General features: G+C 66.1%; 22 protein-coding genes. 8 read left to right on the forward strand and 14 right to left on the reverse strand.

Translation table 11 applies throughout. The annotated features are described in order from the left end of the window. Positions 1-97 precede the first annotated feature (97 nt). The 5 genes from POF53_RS15550 to POF53_RS15570 form a co-directional block, all read right to left on the reverse strand. Entirely contained in the window at positions 98-883 is a 786-nt protein-coding gene (locus POF53_RS15550) for an ABC transporter ATP-binding protein (protein ID WP_498968408.1), read from the reverse strand. 11 nt (positions 884-894) lie between these two features. Continuing rightward, positions 895-1,650 (reverse strand): ABC transporter permease, encoded by a 756-nt coding sequence (locus POF53_RS15555; RefSeq protein ID WP_203652128.1) that lies wholly within the window; start codon positions 1,648-1,650, stop codon positions 895-897. 2 nt (positions 1,651-1,652) lie between these two features. Next, positions 1,653-2,408 carry an ABC transporter permease gene (locus POF53_RS15560; RefSeq protein WP_498968410.1) on the reverse strand — a complete coding sequence of 252 codons (756 nt, stop codon included), beginning with the start codon at positions 2,406-2,408 and terminating at the stop codon, positions 1,653-1,655. Positions 2,409-2,542: 134 nt separating this feature from the next. Continuing rightward, positions 2,543-2,950: a DoxX-like family protein gene (locus POF53_RS15565; protein WP_498968412.1), complete on the reverse strand. Its 408-nt coding sequence runs from the start codon at positions 2,948-2,950 to the stop codon at positions 2,543-2,545. Beyond that, positions 2,947-3,399: a thiol-disulfide oxidoreductase DCC family protein gene (locus POF53_RS15570; RefSeq protein WP_498968414.1), complete on the reverse strand. Its 453-nt coding sequence runs from the start codon at positions 3,397-3,399 to the stop codon at positions 2,947-2,949. Before POF53_RS15570 ends, POF53_RS15565 begins: the two co-directional genes overlap by 4 nt. A 156-nt stretch (positions 3,400-3,555) precedes the next feature. Here POF53_RS15570 and POF53_RS15575 point away from each other — a divergent pair, with 156 nt between their 5' ends. The 3 genes from POF53_RS15575 to POF53_RS15585 all read left to right on the forward strand — a co-directional run bounded on the left by POF53_RS15575 (position 3,556) and on the right by POF53_RS15585 (position 7,050). Beyond that, positions 3,556-3,750 (forward strand): DUF1289 domain-containing protein, encoded by a 195-nt coding sequence (locus POF53_RS15575; RefSeq protein ID WP_186734552.1) that lies wholly within the window; start codon positions 3,556-3,558, stop codon positions 3,748-3,750. Between the two features lie 68 nt (positions 3,751-3,818). Then, positions 3,819-4,163, forward strand: a complete 345-nt coding sequence (locus POF53_RS15580) for a hypothetical protein (protein WP_498968417.1) — start codon at positions 3,819-3,821, stop codon at positions 4,161-4,163. 694 nt (positions 4,164-4,857) lie between these two features. After that, positions 4,858-7,050, forward strand: coding sequence for an OsmC domain/YcaO domain-containing protein (locus POF53_RS15585; protein WP_234562930.1), 2,193 nt, complete (start codon positions 4,858-4,860; stop codon positions 7,048-7,050). 234 nt (positions 7,051-7,284) lie between these two features. Here the strand turns inward: POF53_RS15585 and POF53_RS15590 are convergent, their stop codons facing one another. Genes POF53_RS15590 through POF53_RS15605 form a run of 4 tightly spaced genes read right to left on the reverse strand, consistent with a single transcriptional unit; the run spans position 7,285 to position 9,640 of the window. Further along, the gene (locus tag POF53_RS15590) at positions 7,285-7,752 is read right to left on the reverse strand and encodes a DoxX family protein (protein WP_203652135.1); all 468 of its coding nucleotides are present in this window, start codon (positions 7,750-7,752) and stop codon (positions 7,285-7,287) included. Positions 7,753-7,762: 10 nt separating this feature from the next. Further along, positions 7,763-8,518 (reverse strand): HvfC/BufC N-terminal domain-containing protein, encoded by a 756-nt coding sequence (locus POF53_RS15595; RefSeq protein WP_498968420.1) that lies wholly within the window; start codon positions 8,516-8,518, stop codon positions 7,763-7,765. Further along, positions 8,515-9,348: an MNIO family bufferin maturase gene (bufB, locus tag POF53_RS15600; RefSeq protein ID WP_203652136.1), complete on the reverse strand. Its 834-nt coding sequence runs from the start codon at positions 9,346-9,348 to the stop codon at positions 8,515-8,517. Before bufB ends, POF53_RS15595 begins: the two co-directional genes overlap by 4 nt. A 16-nt stretch (positions 9,349-9,364) precedes the next feature. Continuing rightward, a complete protein-coding gene (locus POF53_RS15605; RefSeq protein ID WP_203652138.1) occupies positions 9,365-9,640 on the reverse strand; it encodes a BufA1 family periplasmic bufferin-type metallophore in 276 nt (91 codons plus the stop codon). A 214-nt stretch (positions 9,641-9,854) separates the two neighbouring features. On the opposite strand from POF53_RS15605, the gene POF53_RS15610 reads away from it, so the two are divergent. The 4 genes from POF53_RS15610 (at position 9,855) to POF53_RS15625 (ending at position 11,522) form a co-directional block, all read left to right on the forward strand. Next, positions 9,855-10,442, forward strand: a complete 588-nt coding sequence (locus POF53_RS15610; RefSeq protein ID WP_110738064.1) for a sigma-70 family RNA polymerase sigma factor — start codon at positions 9,855-9,857, stop codon at positions 10,440-10,442. Next, on the forward strand, positions 10,429-11,070 hold the full coding sequence (locus tag POF53_RS15615) for a DUF1109 domain-containing protein (RefSeq protein WP_203652140.1): 642 nt from the start codon (positions 10,429-10,431) through the stop codon (positions 11,068-11,070). The genes POF53_RS15610 and POF53_RS15615 overlap by 14 nt, the downstream gene beginning before the upstream one ends. Positions 11,071-11,194: 124 nt before the next feature. Then, positions 11,195-11,338, forward strand: a complete 144-nt coding sequence (locus tag POF53_RS15620; protein ID WP_110738062.1) for a PA0050 family protein — start codon at positions 11,195-11,197, stop codon at positions 11,336-11,338. 58 nt (positions 11,339-11,396) lie between these two features. Continuing rightward, positions 11,397-11,522: a PA0050 family protein gene (locus POF53_RS15625; protein WP_267967284.1), complete on the forward strand. Its 126-nt coding sequence runs from the start codon at positions 11,397-11,399 to the stop codon at positions 11,520-11,522. A gap of 171 nt (positions 11,523-11,693) precedes the next feature. Here POF53_RS15625 and POF53_RS15630 read toward each other — a convergent pair whose 3' ends face one another. The 5 genes from POF53_RS15630 to POF53_RS15650 form a co-directional block, all read right to left on the reverse strand. Then, complete coding sequence (locus POF53_RS15630) at positions 11,694-12,866, reverse strand: ATP-binding protein (RefSeq protein ID WP_232857491.1); 1,173 nt, start codon at positions 12,864-12,866, stop codon at positions 11,694-11,696. Positions 12,867-12,871: 5 nt separating this feature from the next. Next, positions 12,872-13,561 (reverse strand): response regulator transcription factor, encoded by a 690-nt coding sequence (locus POF53_RS15635; RefSeq protein WP_203652142.1) that lies wholly within the window; start codon positions 13,559-13,561, stop codon positions 12,872-12,874. Further along, positions 13,558-14,052 carry a cysteine hydrolase family protein gene (locus POF53_RS15640; RefSeq protein WP_232857490.1) on the reverse strand — a complete coding sequence of 165 codons (495 nt, stop codon included), beginning with the start codon at positions 14,050-14,052 and terminating at the stop codon, positions 13,558-13,560. Before POF53_RS15640 ends, POF53_RS15635 begins: the two co-directional genes overlap by 4 nt. Positions 14,053-14,315: 263 nt before the next feature. Next, positions 14,316-15,602: a Zn-dependent hydrolase gene (locus POF53_RS15645; protein ID WP_232857489.1), complete on the reverse strand. Its 1,287-nt coding sequence runs from the start codon at positions 15,600-15,602 to the stop codon at positions 14,316-14,318. A 186-nt stretch (positions 15,603-15,788) separates the two neighbouring features. Beyond that, entirely contained in the window at positions 15,789-17,279 is a 1,491-nt protein-coding gene (locus POF53_RS15650; RefSeq protein WP_232857488.1) for an NCS1 family nucleobase:cation symporter-1, read from the reverse strand. A 617-nt stretch (positions 17,280-17,896) separates the two neighbouring features. On the opposite strand from POF53_RS15650, the gene hydA reads away from it, so the two are divergent. Further along, positions 17,897-19,336 (forward strand): dihydropyrimidinase, encoded by a 1,440-nt coding sequence (hydA, locus tag POF53_RS15655; RefSeq protein WP_498968426.1) that lies wholly within the window; start codon positions 17,897-17,899, stop codon positions 19,334-19,336. Positions 19,337-19,403 lie beyond the last annotated feature (67 nt).

A 19,403-nucleotide genomic window follows, 5' to 3' on the forward strand; every position in this document is an offset into this window, starting at 1 on the left:
CGGCGGTTTCGTCATCGGTGGCGCGATGGCCACGGTGCTGGCCCACATGCTCGGTTAGCTGCTGATGACCGAGCCGGCCATGCCCACGCCGGACAGGTCAATGCCCGACCAGTTGCGCCAACAGGCGCTGCTTGTGCTGGAACAACAGCGCCGTATCGCGTTGTCGCGGATGTGCCAGCTCCAGTTGCACCTGCTCGCCGATGCGCCCCGGATTGGCCTCCATCACGATCACCCGGTCCCCCAGGTACAAGGCCTCCTCGATATCGTGGGTGACCATGATCACCGTGCAGCGCTCCTGTATCCAGATGCGCTGCAGCTCCTGCTGCAGGCGCACGCGGGTCAGGGCATCGAGGGCGCCGAAGGGCTCGTCGAGCAGCAGCACCTTGGGCTTGTTCACCAGCGCCCGGGCGATCGCGCCGCGCTGGGCCATGCCGCCGGAGAGCTGGTGCGGATAGGCCTGCTCGTAGCCTCGCAGGCCGACCAGGGCGATGTGCTCATCGACCAGGCGCTGCTTCTGCGCCGTGCCCAGGTCATGGTTCTTCAAGGCCAGGGCGATGTTCTGCTGCAACGTCATCCAGGGGAACAGGCGGTGGTCCTGGAACACGATGCCGCGCTCCAGGCCCGGGCCGTTCAGCGGCTGGCCGTCGAGCAGGATCTGCCCCTGGTAGTCCGGGTCCAGGCCGACGAGCAGGCGCAGCAGGGTGGACTTGCCGCAGCCGCTGGCGCCAAGGATGCTGACGAACTCGCCAGGGCGGATGTCCAGGTCGATGCCTTGCAGCACCGGCACGGGCCGGCCCTTGAGCGGGTAGGTCTTGCTCAGGTTGCGGATGCTCAGCGCGCCGGTCTGCACGTGGGCGGGAAGGGATTGGGCGATGGCGGTCATGGTCGGGCCTTTCAACGGGTGGGGCGCCAGCGCAGCAAGCGGCGGGCGAGCAGGGTGGACAGCCAGGTCATCAGGTAGCCGCACAGGCCGATGCACAGCACGCAGATCACGATGATCTCCATGCGTGCGCCGGCCTCGGCGTTCATCATCAGGTTGCCCAGGCCGGCGCCGGAGGCGAGGAACAGCTCGCTGCCGACCGCCGTGACCCAGGCGAAGGCCAGGGCCTGCAGCACACCGGTGACGATGCTCGGCAGGGCGGCGGGCAGCAGCACCAGGCGCAATTGCTGCCAGTGCCCGAGCGCCAGCACCTGGCCGACTTCGCGATGGCGCACATCGACCTGGCGCAGGCCCTCGAAGGTGTTGAGCACCATCGGGTACAGTGCCGCCAGGCTGACGATCAGCAGCTTCGACGCTTCGCCGTTGCCCAGCCATAGGGCGATCAGCGGGATCCAGCCGAGCATCGGCACCTGGCGCAGGGCGTGGAACAACGGTGCCACCAGGCGGTTGGCCAGGGGCGACAGGGCCATGAGCGCGCCCAGAGCGACGCCACCGACGATGCCCAGGGCGAGGCCGGCGCTGGTGCGGGCCAGGCTGGCCAGCAGGTTGACCAGCAGCTCGCCGTTGCCCAGCAGTTCCACCAGGGCCTGGCCGATGGTCGCCAATGGCACGAAGGCGTAGGCGCCGGCGGCGTCCTGGCGCGAGGCCAGTTCCCAGGCGCCGATCAGCAGCAGTGGCAGCAGCAGGCCACGCAGGTTGCGCAGATTCATCATTACCTCCCGGCTTGCCAGCCGGACAGGCGCCGTTCGACACGGCGCAGCGAGAAGTCCAGGGCAAAGCCGATCACCCCGGTGATCGCCACGCCCACCATCACCACATCGATGCGCAGCATCTGCCGGCCCATCTCGATCATCTGCCCCAGGCCGCTGTCGGCCGCCAGCAACTCGCAGGCCACCAGCACCACCCAGGCGCGGGTCAGGGCCACGCGCACGCCGGTGACGATGGCCGGCACCGCGGCGGGCAGGGCGATGCGTGCGACCAGGGTCGGCCAGCGCAGGCGGTACACGGCGGCCACTTCGAAGTGGCTGCGGGGGATGGCGCGGATGCCCTCGACCGTGGCCAGGGCCACCGGGAAGAACGCGGTCTTGGCGACGATCACCACCTTGAAGGTCTCGTCGATACCCAATAGCAGCACCAGCATCGGGATCAGGGCGATGCTGGGGATCTGCCGCAGGGTATGGAACAGCGGCGCGCAATAGGCCTCGACCGTGTCTGACAGGGCCATGGCCGTGCCGAACGCAAGGCCGGCCAGCGCGCCGGCGGCGAAGCCCAGCGACAGGCGCGACAGGCTGCCGGCCAGGTGCTCCTGCAATTCGCCGGTGGCCAGCAGGTCGGCGAAGCTGCGCCAGACCTCCAGGGGCGGCACCAGCAGGTTGGCCGGGAACAGTGCGGCGTCGGCGACTGCAGCCCACAAGGCGAGCAGGGCCAGGGGCGAGACCAGCCAGGTGAGGGCTTTGAATGGGGACATGGCGAACCTTGTGCACGGCGGGTGATACCGAGGTATCGCAATCGCCGTGCCAGGGATCAGGTTACGGTTTTACAGGGGCTGCGAGCGGGGCTGCTGGTGGCGCAGCAGTGGGGTGTTGCTGTGGCAACAGTCGCTCAGCAATGGCTCGGGATATTCGCGGGGGACTGGCTTGCAGCGTCCTGGCGGGAAAGCCAAGCCACGGCACACAGCGCCATCCCCGCCACATTCAGCGAAACCGGGTTGAAGGCATCCACCAGCATCGAGGGTTGCATCACCGCCACATCCACCAGCAGGCCCAGCAATACCGCTGCGCCGACCAGCAACGGCCAGACCAGCCGTGGCATCAGCAGCAGGGCGGCGAGCGCCAGTTCGGCCACGCCGGCGGCCTGTGACAACCAGGTGGCGTGTGCCAGCCCGTGGGCTTGCAGCAGCACCTGTTCACCGGGGCTAAGAATGATCAGCTTGGGTACCAGCCCATGGTAGGCGAACACGAAGGCCAGGCTGGCCCGGGCCAGCCAATGGACCTGGTGGAGACGGCTCATGGCTGCTCCTCGAGGAAACGATGCCGGTGGTCCGGGCTGGGCAGCAGGCATTGGTCGTATCGGCCGAACAGCCGATAGCGGTTGAGCGCCACGCGGTCGTACAGCCAGTCCCGCAATCTGCGGGGACACAGGCGCAGCACGCGCAGCAGCGGCCAGGCACCGGGCAGCTGGCGGACCACCTCGAAGAAGGCCTCGGAGCGTACCCAGTAGTGTCGATCGCGGATCACCGCCATGGTGTCGAACGCTGTCACCGGCAGGCCTGCCCAGGCCAGCAGGGCCTGGCCTTGCGCTGATTGGACCGTGGCCAGGCGGATACGCAAGTGGCGATCATGGCGGATAACGAACCTCGCCCAGCCGTTGCACAGCCTGCACACACCGTCGAACAGCAACACGGTTTCCCCTGGCGCAAGCAGTGGGGCAGGGGAAGGGCGTATCAGTGAGGCGAGCATGGCTTGCTTCCGTTCAGGCTGGAAGTGGCATTTTAGAGGGCTTGAGTGGGAAATGGCGAGCCACCGGCGGTGGGCGCAAACCACTTCCTCAGGGATGGGTCGGTTCAAGGGCGATAGCCGAACCGTTATCATGCGCGCCCGACATTGGAGTGCCCCATGGCCAAAGACATCGACAACCCCTGCGTCTCGCTGTGCCAGCTCAACAGCGAGTTGTGCGTGAGCTGCGGCCGTACCCGGGACGAGATCCGCAAATGGCGGGGCATGAAACGCCCGGAGAAGATGGCGACCGTGCAGCGGGCCGCGACGCGGATGAAGGCCATCGTCAAGAAAAACGCCAGGCGTTCGATCTGAGAGACGCCGAACACCTTGAGAGGGCTGGCCTAGACTTGCGCTGACGACCGTATCCGTGGGAGAGCCCCATGCGCAGACTCTGGCAAAAGTACCTCGCACTGCTCGACGCCGACCTCAGTGCCAAGGTCTTCGACAATTTCAAGAACCTGCTGGTGTGCGCGCTGCTGTTCGCCGCAGGCACCGAGGCGATCCACGGCAACCAGCAGGTCCTGCTGGGGCTGTGGGTGTTCAGTTTCACCGGCTGGGGGTTGATCCTGGTGTCGGCGCTGCTGTTTCTGCTGAATGTCAGCGATACCTTGCACCGCCTGGCGAAGTTGCCCTATCACACGGTACTGCAGGTGACCCTGTGCCTGGTCTACCTGATCCTGGCGTCGCGGGTGGTCGAGATCGTCTGGAGTTTCAGGGCGGAGTAGGCATCGCGGCGGATTCGGGCCTGGGGTTGTCCCTTTTATGGCCTTTGGGGTGTAAGGGTTATTGACCGGGTGAGGGCCTCCAGGTGTCCACCGCAACCGTTACAGCGCCTATCAGATCGAGCGCCGCCCGCGCGGCGCATCGCGGCACAAGGCCGCTCCCACAGGCGTGGCGCGTGGCTTTAGGGCTGCACGGTCGCTGTGGGAGCGGGCTTGCCCGCGAACACCGGCATAGCCGGTGCCAGGTACCGCGTCGCCTGCTTCGCGGGTAAACCCACTCCCACAGGGATCGCGCCAGATTCTAAAAATTGAGCAAGACAGTTGCTCCCACATCTGTTTCGGGCCAATTTCTCCTGTGCCATTACCTGGTCCGCCTTGTTGGTACAACGCGGTTTCAGCGTGGGCACCACTGTCGCTCCACCTGTCTCAAGACATGCGCCAAGGCGGGCAACCATGGCCTGACAGGTTCGGCACGTTGCAACAAATGTGGGAGCGGCCTTGCGTCGCGATGCGCCGCGTGGGCGGCGCTCGATCTCATAGGCGCTGCAACGCTAACGTCGAACACCTTGAAAAGCCCGGGCACCGCATGCAGGTGAGCGGCCGACCTCCAACTCGTCGCCAGCCAACACTTCCCGGCAAAAATCCCGGATAATGCCCGCCATTTATCCGTTCCCGCCCGCTTTTGGTACCCCTGCGCATGGAAATCAAGGTCAATTTTCTCGACAACCTTCGTCTCGAAGCCAAGTTCGACGACTTCACGGTGATCGCCGACCAGCCGATCCGCTACAAGGGCGACGGCTCGGCCCCGGGGCCGTTCGACTACTTCCTGGCGTCGTCGGCCCTGTGCGCGGCGTACTTCGTCAAGCTGTACTGCCAGACCCGCGATATTCCGACCGAGAACATCCGCCTGTCGCAGAACAACATCGTCGACCCCGAGAACCGCTACAACCAGATCTTCAAGATCCAGGTCGAGCTGCCCGAGGACATCTCCGAGAAGGACCGCCAGGGCATCCTGCGCTCCATCGACCGCTGCACCGTGAAGAAGGTGGTGCAGACCGGCCCCGAGTTCATCATCGAGGAGGTCGACAACCTCGACGCCGATGCCCAGGCGCTGCTGATGCCGGTGTCCGACAGCACCACCTACATCCCGGGCAAGGACCTGCCGCTGGAGCAGACCATCGCCAACATGTCGGCGATCCTCGCAGGCCTGGGGATGAAGATCGAGATCGCCTCGTGGCGCAACATCGTGCCCAACGTCTGGTCGCTGCACGTGCGCGACGCGCAGTCGCCGATGTGCTTTACCAACGGCAAGGGCGCGACCAAGGAAGCGGCGCTGGCCTCGGCGCTGGGCGAGTTCATCGAGCGGCTGAACTGCAACTTCTTCTACAACGACCAGTTCTGGGGCGAGGACATCGCCAACGCGGCGTTCGTGCACTACCCCAACGAGCAGTGGTTCAAACCAGGGCCCAAGGACGCGCTGCCGGCCGAGATCCTCGACGAGCACTGCCTGCAGATCTTCAACCCCGACGGCGAGCTGCGCGGTTCGCACCTGTACGACACCAACTCGGGCAACAAGGAGCGTGGCATCTGCTCGCTGCCGTTCGTGCGCCAGTCGGACGGTGAGACGGTGTACTTCCCGTCCAACCTGATCGAGAACCTGTACCTGAGCAACGGCATGAGCGCCGGCAACACCCTGGCCGAGGCGCAGGTGCAGTGCCTGTCGGAGATCTTCGAGCGGGCGGTCAAGCGCGAGATCCTCGAAGGCGAGCTGTGCCTGCCGGACGTGCCGCAGGAAGTGCTGGCCAAGTACCCGGGCATCGTCGCCGGCATCCAGGGGCTGGAGGAGCAGGGCTTCCCGGTGCTGGTCAAGGACGCGTCGCTGGGCGGTGAGTTCCCGGTGATGTGCGTGACCCTGATGAACCCGCGCACCGGTGGCGTGTTCGCCTCGTTCGGCGCTCACCCGAGCTTCGAGGTGGCGCTGGAACGCAGCCTCACCGAGCTGCTCCAGGGCCGCAGCTTCGAGGGCCTGAACGACCTGCCGCAACCGACCTTCGACAGCCTGGCGCTGACCGAGCCGAACAACTTCGTCGAGCACTTCATCGATTCCAGCGGCGTGGTGTCGTGGCGCTTCTTCGGCGCCAAGGCCGACTTCGAGTTCGTCGAGTGGGACTTCTCGGGCCACGGCGAGGACTCCAACCAGCAGGAGGCCCAGACCCTGTTCGGCATCCTCGAAGACCTGGGCAAGGAGGTGTACATGGCCGTGTACGACGACCTCGGCGCCACCGCCTGCCGCATTCTGGTGCCGGGCTATTCGGAGATCTACCCGGTCGAGGACCTGATCTGGGACAACACCAACCGCGCCCTGGGTTTCCGGGCCGACATCCTCAACCTGCACAAGCTGGACAACCGTTCGCTGAAGCTGCTGCTCAAGCGCCTGGACAACGCCGAGGTGGACGACTACACCACCATCACCACGCTGATCGGCGTCGAGTTCGACGACAACACGGTGTGGGGCCAGCTGACCATCCTCGAGCTGAAGCTGCTGATCCACCTGGTGCTGCAGCGTTTCGAGGACGCCAAGGAGCTGGTCGAGATGTTCCTGCAGTTCAACGACAACACCGTCGAGCGCGGGCTGTTCTACCAGGCGCTGAACGTGGTGCTGGAGGTGGTGCTGGACGATGAGCTGGAGATGGCCGACTACGAGCACAACTTCCGGCGCATGTTCGGCAATGAGCGGATGGACGCGGTGCTGGGCTCGGTGGATGGCAGCGTGCGCTTCCATGGGCTGACGCCGACCAACCTGCAACTCGAAGGGATGGACCGCCACCTGCGCCTGGTGGAAAGCTACAAGAAACTGCACGCGGCGCGGGCGCGGGCGGCAGGGCTCTGAGCCGAGCCGCTCGAATGAGTGAAAAGGGTCGCCTGGCGACTAATGCCAGTCAGTTAAGACCGTTGGGTCGCTGCGCGACCCTTCGCGGGTAAACCCGCTCCCACAAGTACAGCGCTCGCTTCAGCGTTTGCGCGATCCTGTGGGAGCGGGTTTACCCGCGAAGGGCTGCAAAGCAGCCCCAATAAGTGCGATGAAGCGCAATCCCACAGGCATTAGCCTGGCAACCCTTTTTCTTTAGCGCAACCGCAGCACCCGGTCCAGGGACAGTGCCCCGCCGCCCCGGGCGATCAGCAGCAGGAGCAGGCCGGCCCAGGAAAGGTGGGTGGGCCAGGCATCCGGGTAGACGAAGATCTCGATCACCAGGGTCATGCCCAGCAGGGCCAGGGCCGACAGTCGGGTGAACAGGCCGAGCACCAGCAACAGCGGGAACAAGTGCTCGGCGTAAGTCGCCAGGTGCGCCGCCAGCCAGGGTGACACCAGTGGCAAGGCGTACTCGCTCTGGAACAGCTCGTAGGTGCCGGGGGTGATGCTCAGCAGGCCTTCGACCTTGGTCCGACCGGACAGAAAGAAGATCGAGGCGATGCCCAGGCGGGCGACCAGGCACAGGACACTGTCGCCGAGCAAGCGTTGCAGCTGTGCGGCGGCGCGGTTCCAGTAAAGGCGCAGGCCGTGGGGCGATGGGCTGGCGTGGCTGATGTCCATGGCGTTTTCCTCAGGCGAAGGCGAGCGGGCGCAAGGCCCGGGCATTCAGCAGCCCGCCAAGCAGGTCACTGAAGTCCAGGTCGGGTTGGGCGTGCAGGGCAAGCTGTGAGGCCTTGTCCAATGTGTAGCCGGCGGCACAGGCATCGAGGAAGGTGCATCCCCCCAGGCTCAACGGCTGGTGGACGACGCCTTCACGGGCGCCGCTGAGCAGGGCGCCCTCGGCCACCCAGGGCCGATCCTCGGGCCAGGCCCTGCCGTCGCGGCTGTGGTGCCAGAGGCTGTAGGCAGGATGCTGGTCGAACCAGTGCCAGCGTACGCCGGAGCACGGGCTCAAGTGGCTGCGTTCGAGGTCCGAGGCGGTCATGCCGGCCAGGTCGGCCAATGTCAGCCAGGGCTCGTCGTCGGCGCCGAACGCTTCGCACCAGGCGTAGTCCAGCCGTGCGACGTCCGCCAGGTAGCAAAGCCCATGGACGGGCTGCAACGCCTCGAGAAATGCCGGAAACGCCGCGCCATATCGGATCAGTCGCACATCACAGGGCGGCGATTGCCGGGCATATTCCGCGGTGGCGTCGTGCATCCATTGGCGCCCGACCAGGGTTTCGACGCTGGGAAAGTTGGCGCGCAGGGCCTCGACGCAACCGGCCAGCACCGTGTTGCGGTACACCGTGAACGCGGGCTGTGCTGTCAGTGCCGCCAGCTCAGGCGCGGGGCGCTGATAGACGGCGTCGATGAAGGCATTCTGGAACTGTCCGAGGCGCAGGTTCATGGCAAGGCTCCTGCCAGGTCGAGGGTGGCCTGGGCGAGGGCGCGTTCGGCGAGCAGTTCGTCAAACGCGGGGATGTTGCCGTCGCGTTCAATCAGGGTCGGACGCGGACCGATGCGGGCGATCAACTGCTGGTACAGCGACCACACCGGCGCGGCGATGGCGGCGTCGTGGGAATCGACCAGCAGTGCGCCCTGGGCGTCGTGACGGTGTCCGGCCAGGTGGATCTCGGTGATGGCCTGGGCAGGGAAGCGGGCGAGGTAGTTGGCGGCATCGAAGCCGAGATTGTAGGCACTGACGTACACATTGTTGACGTCCAGCAACAGGCCGCAGCCGGTGCGTCGCACCAGCTCGGCGAGGAAGTCGATCTCATCCAGGTCATGGCCCTGCAGGTGCAGGTAGTGGCTGGGGTTCTCGATGGAGATGCGGCACCCCAAAGCGTCCTGGGTGCGCTGGATGTTGTCGGCAATGCGGGCCAGGGCCTCGTCGCTGCGGGGGAAGGGCAGCAGGTCCGGATGATACTGGCCGCGCCAGGTCGACCAGGCCAGGTGTTCCGACACCAGGGCCGGGTGTACCTGGTCGATCAGGGTACGCAGGCGCCGCAGGTGCGTGGCGTCAGGTTCGGCATCCGCCGCCAGTGACAGTGCCACGCCGTGCAGCGACAGCGGATGGCGCTCGGCCATCCGCGCCAGCCAGGCCAGGCGAGGGCCGCCGACCATGTAGTTTTCCGGATGGACTTCGAACCACAACCCTTCGGCGTGGCAGGCCCAGGCCTGGTCATAGTGCTCGGCCTTGAGGCCGAGCCCTGCGCCCATCGGCGTATTTCCGTTCATGGTCGATGGCCTGTGCTCAGGATTTGATCGGGGTCAGCGAACCCATGCCGTTGGGGGTCTTGATCGAGGTGCAGGTACCCGTCGGCACGTTTTTCCACTGCATGCCGTCGTAGTCTTTTTTCGCGCTGCCGGCGCAGGTGGTGCCGGCGCCGGCCTTGCAGTCGTTCTTGCCGGCCATGGCCACGCCGTAGCATTTCTCCATGGTGGCCGCCTTGGTGGTGTCGTCGGCCAGGGCTGCGCCTGCCAGCGAGGCAAGGGCGAGGGCGGCGGTGGCGAGGGCGAGGGTTTTCATGGTGTCGTCTCCAGAAGATGGGGCCGTGGCGATGTACCGGCGGCTCATGGAGTAGTTCGCGGCGATAGGCGAGGCGGTTACAGCGCTTGCAAAATATTTTTCGCCACCTGCGCCGGCCACCTAAGGTAAGGAAGCGGCGTCGGTGCTTGCGCAGGGCGTTGCGGCGATGGTTGGATAAAAAAGAAACCCACAGACGGTGTAACCCCGGCGGCCGATGCAACGAACTAACCCACAGGATGTGCTCAGTGCACGCGAATCACAGCTGCAGGCCCTGCTGTTGCTTGGTCTGGCCGGTGACGCCGGGGCCTATCGCGAATTCCTCGCGGCGCTGGCGGTGCACTTGCGTGGTTTTTTGCGTCGGCGCCTGGCGCAACGACCGGCCGAGGTCGAAGACTTGCTGCAGGAGGTGCTGCTGGCGGTGCACAATGCCCGCCACACCTACCAGGCGCAGCAACCGTTGACCGCCTGGGTGCAGGCGATCGCCCGCTACAAGCTGGCCGACCACTGGCGCGGCCAGGCCCGGCGCGAGGCGCGCCACGAGCCGCTGGAGGATGACAGCGAGTTGTTCGCCTGTGGCGAAGAAGAGCCGGCCCAGGCCAGCCGGGACCTGAACAAGCTGCTCGGGCAGTTGCCCGACCGCCAGCGCCTGCCCATCGTTCACGTCAAGCTGGAAGGGCTGTCGGTGGAGGAAACCGCGCGTATCACCGGGTTGTCCAGTTCGGCGGTGAAGGTGGGCATACACCGGGGGCTCAAGGCCCTGGGAAGGTTGATTCGAGGTAAAGACGACCATGAAGACCGATGAGTTGATCAGCCTTTTGGCGACCGCCGCAGAGCCGGTGGATCGTCACGTGCTGGCGCGCCGCCTGCTGCTGGCGCTGCTGGCCGGCATGCTGGGCGCATTGTTGATGACCGTGGCCATCTACGGCGTGCGCAGCGATCTGGCCGAGGTGGCGCGCACGCCGTTGTTCTGGGCCAAGCTGGCCTTGCCCACCAGCCTGGGCCTGCTGGCCCTGTGGCTGACCCAGCGCCTGGCCAGGCCAGGTGTGCGCGGCGGCGCGCTGTGGGGATTGCTCGGCCTGCCGCTGCTGCTGGTGTGGCTGGGGGCAGCCGTCAGCCTGGCCGGCGCGCCGGTGGAGGCCCGCGCCGACCTGATCTTCGGCCGCACCTGGCGCACCTGCGCGTTGAACATCGCCCTGCTCTCGGCACCCGTATTCGCCGCCGTGTTCTGGGCCCTGCGCGGCCTGGCGCCGACCCGGCTGCGCCAGGCAGGCGCCGCCGGCGGGTTGCTCGCCGGATCCACCGCGACCCTCGTGTACTGCCTGCACTGCCCGGAAATGACGGTGCCGTTCTGGGGGCTGTGGTACCTGCTGGGGATGTTGCTGCCGACCGTCGTCGGGGCGTTGGCAGGGCCTCGGCTGCTGCGTTGGTGATCGGGTGCGGTTTTGCCGCACTAGACATTGGTCTATTGGCGCATTTGCGGGGATGGTCTTTTCTGTTGCATGCCCGACGTTCGAGCGTATGGGCGCAATCGATGTTTCGACCAGGGAGGTCATCATGAATGGAAAATGGCTGGCAGCCGCGATGCTGCTGTGGATGTTCTCGCTGACGGCACAGGCCGACTGCGCGGTACTGGGGCCAGGGGAGGATCCGTGCGCAGGTCCGGTGCTGGGCCCCACGACCTGCGTGTGCGAGCCCTGATCGCCTGAGGGCGCAAGGAAGACAATCATTGACCAGGAGGTTATCCGTGAAGAAAGCCATGTTGGCTGTGCTGCTGTCGTGGGGGCTCGTCGCCACGGCCCAGGCGTCGTGCCCGGTGTTTGGTCCAGGTAAGGATCCATGTGCCGGGCCGGTGTTCGGCCCAACCACCTGCCAGTGTCCCTGAAGCTCGATCAGGGCAGGAGCCGCGCTTGTGTTTCCCTGTAGGAGCGGCCTTGTGCCGCGAAAGGGCTGCGCGTAGCAGCCCCGGCGATTTTGCATGATGTAGAGATCCTGGGGCCGCTACGCGCCCCTTTCGCGGCACAAGGCCGCTCCTACAGGGCAACGTGTGAAGCCTTCAGGCTGTGGTGACCAGGGGCAATGTCACCTGCAGCGCCAGCCCGCCCTCGGCCCGGCGCTGCGCCGAAATGCGGCCGCCATGGGCCTCGCAGATCGCCTGGGCGATCGACAGGCCCAGGCCACCACCACCGCTGACCCGTGCCCGTGACTGTTCGGCGCGCCAGAAGCGCACGAACATGTTGCCCAGGTCCTTCTGCTCGACCGCTTGCCCACGATCAAGAAACTCCAACTGCACGCAGCCTTTGGCCTGGCACACGGCGACGCTGAGCTCGCGGCCGTCGGAGGCATATTTCAGGGCATTCTCGATCAGGATGTTGATCAGCTGGCCAACCCGCGCCGGGTCGGCCTCGATCACCACGTCATCGGCCAGCGCCGAGTGCAATTGCATTCCGGCGGCCTCGAACTGCGGCGCGAACCAGGCCAGGCGCTCCTCGACCAGCCTGGCCGGGGAGAACAGGCTGATGTGCAGGGGCAACTGCCCGGCATGGGCCAGGGACAGCAGGTGCAGGTCGCCCACCAGGGTATTGAGGTTGTACAGCTGGTTCTGCACCAGGCGCAGTTGCTCGGGGCACAGCGGGAACACCTCGTCGAGCATCCCCTGTACCCGGCCCAGCGCGGCATTGAGCGGGGTGCGCAGTTCATGGGCCAGGTTGGAGCTCGACTCGGCCACTTCGCTTTCGTACAGCGCCAGGCGCTCGACCAGCTTGTTGAAGTCGGTGCACAGGCGCTGCATTTCCTTGGGCTGGCGCGGGTGCTGGCTGACCCGCACGCTGAGGTCGCCCTCGGCCACCCGCCGTGCCCCTACGGCGATCTGGCGGAACTGCCGGGACAGCGGCCTGGACAGGTACAGGCCGACCATCAGGGTGAACGGGATGACTACGATGACAAAGCCGTACAGCACCAGCCAGTCGATGCTGTTGCCGGGGCCGGGGAGAAAGTCGTGGATGTCGTAGTAGGTCTGCAGCAACTGCCACAGCCGGGACTCGTTGCGCGGCACATCGGCCAGGCCGGCCAGCAGCGCGGCGCGGTCCTCGGGCCGCATCGACTGCAGCACCAGGTAGTCGCTGATCCAGAAGTACAGGTACATGCACACGGTGATGGTGATCACCGCGCCAACGGCGAGCAGGGTCATTCTCAGGCCGACCCACAGCCACAGCGGACGTTTGCTCATGGCGGTCAGCGGAACCGATAGCCAACGGAGCGCACGGTCACCAGCGCGCCGCTGACGCCCAGGGCTGCGAGCTTGCGCCGCAGGTTGAGCACGTGGGTGTCGATGATACGTACCAGCGCATCGCTCTCGGGCATGCACAATTCGAGCAGTTCCTCGCGGCTGAAGGCCTTGCTCGGAGTGCGCAGCAGCGCGGCGAGCAGGAGCAGTTCCGAGCGGGTCAGGTCGAGCACCTGCTCCTCGCCATCGCTGGCCCGCACCCCGGCCACGAAACGCTCGGCATCGACCCAGACGCCCAGGCATTCCAGGCGCTGGCGACTGTCGGCCGATGCGCCGTAGCGGCGCAGCACCGCGTGTACCCGGGCCACCACTTCCTTGGGGTTGCAGGGCTTGACCACGTAGTCGTCGGCGCCGTAGCGCAGGGCGCCGATCTTGTCCGGCTCGTCGCCGATGGCGGTGACCATGATCACCGGGGTGTCGGCGCCGCGGCGGATCTCGGTCAGCAGCTCCGGCCCTGACATTTTTGGCAGCATCATGTCCAGCAGCACGATCGCTGGCGTGCGCTGGCGGAACAGGGCCAGCCCGCGGGCGCCGTCCTCGGCGATGTCCACCTCGAAGCCATCGCGCTTCAGGTAGGCTTCCAGAATGCTTGCACTATCGGCGTCGTCCTCGACGATCAATACGCGCTTGGCGCTCATGGGTTGCCTCGTGGGTCGCGCAGCCCGGACAGCACCTCGGCGGCGGTAGTGACGTGGCCGAAGTGGTGTTTCCACAGGTCGATGCCCAGCTGCCCGGAGCGGTCCAGCGAAGAGCCCATGGTCAGGTCGGTAACCAGCGTTGGCGTCAGGCCCGCATCGAACAGGGCGAAGCCGGCGGCCAGCACGCAGGTTTCGGTTTGCAACCCGCAGACCAGCACCCGCTCGACGCCGAGGCGCTTGATGTAGTCGAGGGTCTCGGTGGCCTGGCCGTAGCCATGCTTGACGAACACCTTGTCCGCCTCGACCAGGGCCACATCTTCAGCAGCCGGGTGCCAGCCGAGCTGGCGCTGGAACGGGGTCACCTGCTCGTCGTGCAGCTCGATCGAGGCGATGGTGGGGATGTGCGCCGACAACACGCGGATGCCATCCACCAGTTTCTCGGAGGGGCTGAAGGTGGATTGCACATCGACGATGAGCAGGACTTGCTGCATGGCGGATTCCCGGGCGCGGTTCGAAGGTGGGCGAGTATACCGCCGCGCGCGGGAATTTTGCGCCAAGGGGCCGACACCGGGCTAAGCCAAGGCTCACGGACGGTGAATGTGTAACGTGGGAGCGGGCCTGTCGGAACGCCGCACCGCCCGGAACACCGGCACCGCCCGTGCCATGCATCGCGTCGCCTGCATTCCGGGCGGTGCGGCGTTCCGACAAGCCCGTTCCCACGCAGCCCTCTCACCGCAAGGGCTCATACAAGCTGCTAGGCCGCCAACCGCCCGCTGGCAATCGCCTCCGATGCCGCCAGCATCGCCCGCAGCAGCACCGCGCAACCGGCCGCGAGGTCCTCGGGGGCGGCGTTCTCGATTTCGTTGTGGCTGATGCCGCCCTCGCAGGGCACGAAGATCATCCCGGCCGGGCCCAGCTCGGCGAGGAAGATCGCGTCGTGCCCGGCGCCGCTGACGATGTCCATGTGCGCCAGGCCCAGGTTGCGCGCAGAGTTGCGCACCGCCTCGACACAGCCCTTGTCGAAGTACAAGGCGGGGAAGTCGGCGGTGGGCACCAGCTCGTAGCTCAGCCCGTGTTTCGCGGTGGTGGCCTCGATCACCTGGCGCACCTCGGCGATCATCGCGTCCAGTTGCTCGCCTTCGAGGTGACGGAAGTCCAGGGTCATGCGCACTTCGCCGGGGATCACATTGCGCGAGCCAGGGTAGGCCTGCAGGCAGCCGACCGTACCGCAGGCATGGGGTTGGTGGGCGAGGGCGGTGCGGTTGACCGCCTCGACCACGGCGGCGGCGCCGACCAGAGCGTCCTTGCGCAGGTGCATGGGGGTTGGGCCGGCGTGGGCCTCGACACCGCGCAGGGTCAGGTCGAACCACTTCTGGCCGAGGGCGCCGAGCACCACGCCGATGGTCTTGCGCTGGTCCTCGAGGATCGGGCCCTGTTCGATGTGCGCCTCGAAGTAGGCGCCCACCGGGTGGCCGGTCACGACGCGGCTGCCGGCGTAGCCGATGGCGTTCAGTGCCTCGCCGACGCTCACGCCCTGGGCGTCGCGCTTGGCCAGGGTCTGTTCGAGGGTGAACTTGCTGGCGAACACCCCCGAGCCCATCATGCACGGGGCGAAGCGCGAGCCTTCCTCGTTGGTCCACACCACCACCTCCAGCGGTGCCTCGGTCTCCACGCCCAGGTCATTGAGGGTGCGGATCACCTCCAGCCCGGCCATCACGCCGAAGCAACCGTCGAACTTGCCACCGGTGGGCTGGGTGTCGATATGGCTGCCGGTCATCACCGGTGGCAGCTTGGGATTGCGGCCTGGGCGGCGGGCGAATATGTTGCCGACCGCGTCGATGCTCACCGTGCAGCCGGCCGCCTCGCACCACTGCACGAACAGGTCGCGGGCCTGGCGGTCGAGGTCGGTCAGCGCCAGGCGGCAGACGCCGCCCTTGGCCGTGGCGCCGAGGCGGGCGAGGTCCATCAGTGACTGCCACAGGCGGGCGCTGCTGACATGCTGTTCGGTGGACTGCAGGACTTCCTTGGCGGGAGTGGTCATGGGTGCCTCCTCAGGTTGTTTTATTCTTCGGCCCTGTTCGCCGGCAAGTCGGCTCTCATGGCGCTGCACATCACTTATCGATTTTGCAGGGGCCTGTGGGAGCGGCTTTAGCCGCGAACACCGGCCAAGCCGGTGCCATCCACCGCGTCGCTTGCTTCGCGGCTGAAGCCGCTCCCACAGGGAACATCACGGCAACGGCTTGGCCAGCCGCGCCGGCCCGCGCACCGCGAGGCCGCCGAGTGCGTAGTAGAGCCCGCCGCCGAGCAGCGAGCCGGTGAACCAGCCATAGTCGTAGAACCAGCTGAAACTGCTGTTGCCGATGGCCATCACGGTCAGCGCCACCGGCACGCCGAAGGCGACGAACCCGGCCCAGTTCCAGGCCGGGTACACGTCGTCGCGGTACAGCCCGGCCAGGTCCAGGTGCTGGCGGCGCACCAGGAAGTAGTCCACCACCATGATCCCGGCGATCGGCCCGAGCAGGCTGGAGTAGCCCAGCAGCCAGTTGGAGTACACGCTCTCAAGGCTCAGGTCGGAGACGATCCAGCCGAGCTTCTTGAGCAACTCGTGGCCCATCAGCGCCAGGCCGATGAAACCGGTCAGCCAGACCGCGCGGCTGCGCCCGATCAGGCGCGGGGCGATGTTCTGGAAGTCGTTGGTGGGCGAGACGATGTTAGCCGCAGTGTTGGTCGACAGCGTGGCGATGATGATCAGCGCCATGGCCAGGGCCACCCAGCCGGGGCTCTGGATATGGCCGATCAGGCTCACCGGGTCGGACACTGTCTTGCCCACCAGCGAGGCGGACGCGGCGGTCATGATCACGCCCAGCGAAGCGAACAGGAACATGGTCAGCGGCAGGCCGAAGATCTGCCCGAGGATCTGGTCCTTCTGGCTTTTCGCGTAACGGCTGAAATCGGGGATGTTCAGCGACAGCGTGGCCCAGAAGCCGACCATGGCGGTAAGCCCGGCGCAGAAGTAGCCGACCACGCTGGCGCCCTCGGGGCGCTTGGGTGGCTGCGCCAGCAGCTCGCTCATCGACATGTGCGGCAGCGCCCAGAACAGCAGGCCGACACCCACCGCCACCAGCAGCGGCGCCGACAGCGTCTCCAGCCACTTGATCGATTCGGCGCCGCGCAGCACCACCCACAGGTTCAGTGACCAGAACAGCATGAAGCCGATCACCTCACCGGTGCCGCCCAGGGCCTTCCACTCGGGGAACAGCGAACCGAGGAAGAGGTGGATGGCCAGCCCGCCGAACATCGTCTGGATACCGAACCAGCCGCAGGCCACCACGGCGCGGATCAGGCACGGTACGTTGGAGCCGAAGACGCCGAACGAGGCGCGCAGCAGCACCGGGAACGGGATGCCGTACTTGGTGCCGGGGAAGGCGTTGAGGGTCAGCGGAATCAGCACGATGAGGTTGGCCAGCAGGATCGCCAGCAGCGCCTCGCCCACGCTCAGGCCGAAGTAGGCGGTGAGCACGCCGCCGAGGGTGTAGGTGGGCACGCAGATGGACATGCCCACCCACAGCGCGGTGATGTGCCACTTGTTCCAGGTGCGCTGGTGCACCTTGGTCGGGGCGATGTCGTGGTTGTAGCGGGGGCTGTCGAGGACGTCGCTGCCGGCGTCGAGCTCGAACAGGCCATGCTGCTCGACCACTTGCGATCTGCTCTGTTGCATGGGGTTCTCCAGGTCTTTTTTCTTGTAGTTGTCGCTCATCGGGCTGACGCGATGGCCGGAGTACACACACCACCAGTACTGCACCTGCGGCCCGGCCAGGCGGTTGTGGCCTGCGTTTTCAACAAACGTGCCGGGAAAGCCCGCGCCTTCCCGACGGCCGCCGCCAACCGGAGGTAACTCACTGTCTTGCAAAGGCATTCTTCAGCGCGACGACGAGGGCGGGGTGGGCACCCTGGTACGCCGTCTGTCTGGCCGGTCCATCACCCGCGTGGTTCAAACGGGTGCAACCTGGGAAACCACCGGCGCGGCCTGCGCCATCCAGCCAGGAAACAAACAGCTGATTTTGCATAGGAAATCTTGACCAATTTGGCTTCCTGTCAAGTGCGTCAAAATGGTGAAGGGGTGTCACATTTTGGTGATTTTGATAAATTATTGTTAATAATCAATAAGATACAAAATAAGATATTTGCATATATTTTTTCTTGATCAATATCCGATCAGATACTAGCCTCGATTCTTGTCAGGCCTGACAGGATTGAACGAATCGCCTCCAGCGCCCGGCCCGAAACAATTCCAAGAACCGGCCAGAAGACCGGTCAGCCTGCGAGGAAAACGGCATGTCCCTGTTGATCCGTGGCGCCACCGTGGTTACCCATGAAGAGAGCTACCGTGCAGATGTCCTGTGTGTCGATGGCCTGATCCGCGCCATCGGCAGCCACCTCGAAACCCCCACCGATTGCGAAGTCCTCGACGGTTCTGGCCAGTACCTGATGCCCGGTGGCATCGATCCGCATACCCACATGCAACTGCCGTTCATGGGCACGGTGGCCAGCGAGGACTTCTTCAGCGGCACCGCCGCAGGCTTGGCCGGGGGCACCACCTCGATCATCGACTTCGTCATCCCCAACCCGCAGCAATCGCTGCTCGAGGCGTTTCACACCTGGCGCGGCTGGGCGCAGAAGAGCGCCAGCGACTACGGCTTCCACGTCGCCATCACCTGGTGGAGCGAGCAGGTGGCCGAGGAGATGGGCGAGCTGGTGGCCAAGCATGGGGTGAACAGCTTCAAGCACTTCATGGCCTACAAGAACGCGATCATGGCCGCCGACGACACCCTGGTGGCCAGCTTCGAACGCTGCCTGCAACTGGGCGCGGTGCCGACGGTGCACGCCGAGAACGGCGAGCTGGTCTATCACCTGCAGAAGAAACTGCTGGCCCAGGGCCTGACCGGGCCCGAGGCGCATCCGCTGTCGCGCCCGTCGCAGGTGGAGGGCGAGGCCGCCAGCCGCGCCATTCGCATCGCCGAGACCCTCGGCACGCCGCTGTACCTGGTGCATGTCTCCAGCCGCGAGGCGCTGGACGAGATCACCTATGCCCGGGCCAAGGGCCAGCCGGTGTACGGCGAGGTGCTGCCGGGCCACCTGCTGCTGGACGACAGCGTCTACCGCGACCCGGACTGGGCCACCGCCGCCGGCTACGTGATGAGCCCGCCGTTCCGCCCGCGCGAGCACCAGGACGCACTGTGGGGGGGCCTGCAGTCGGGCAACCTGCACACCACGGCCACCGACCACTGCTGCTTCTGCGCCGAGCAGAAGGCCATGGGCCGCGACGATTTCAGCCGCATTCCCAACGGCACTGCAGGTATCGAGGACCGCATGGCGGTGCTGTGGGATGCCGGGGTGAACAGCGGGCGCCTGTCGATCCACGAGTTCGTCGCGCTGACCTCCACCAATACCGCGAAGATCTTCAACCTGTTCCCGCGCAAGGGCGCCATCCGCGTCGGTGCCGACGCCGACCTGGTGCTGTGGGATCCGCAGGGCACGCGCACGATCAGCGCCCAGACCCATCACCAGCGGGTCGACTTCAACATCTTCGAAGGCCGCACCGTGCGCGGCATCCCCAGCCACACCATCAGCCAGGGCAAGGTGCTCTGGGCCGATGGCGACCTGCGTGCCGAGCCGGGCGCGGGGCGCTACGTGGAGCGGCCGGCGTATCCGTCGGTGTACGAGGTGCTGGAGCGCCGGGCCGAGCACCAAAAACCGACCCCCGTTTCGCGCTGATGCCCTGATCTGCGTGGGAGCGGGCTTGTCCCGCGATGACCATGGCCGCCATCGCGGGGCAAGCCCG

It is taken from the genome of Mitsuaria sp. RG, assembly GCF_028369275.1.
Taxonomy (GTDB): domain Bacteria; phylum Pseudomonadota; class Gammaproteobacteria; order Pseudomonadales; family Pseudomonadaceae; genus Aquipseudomonas; species Aquipseudomonas peradeniyensis.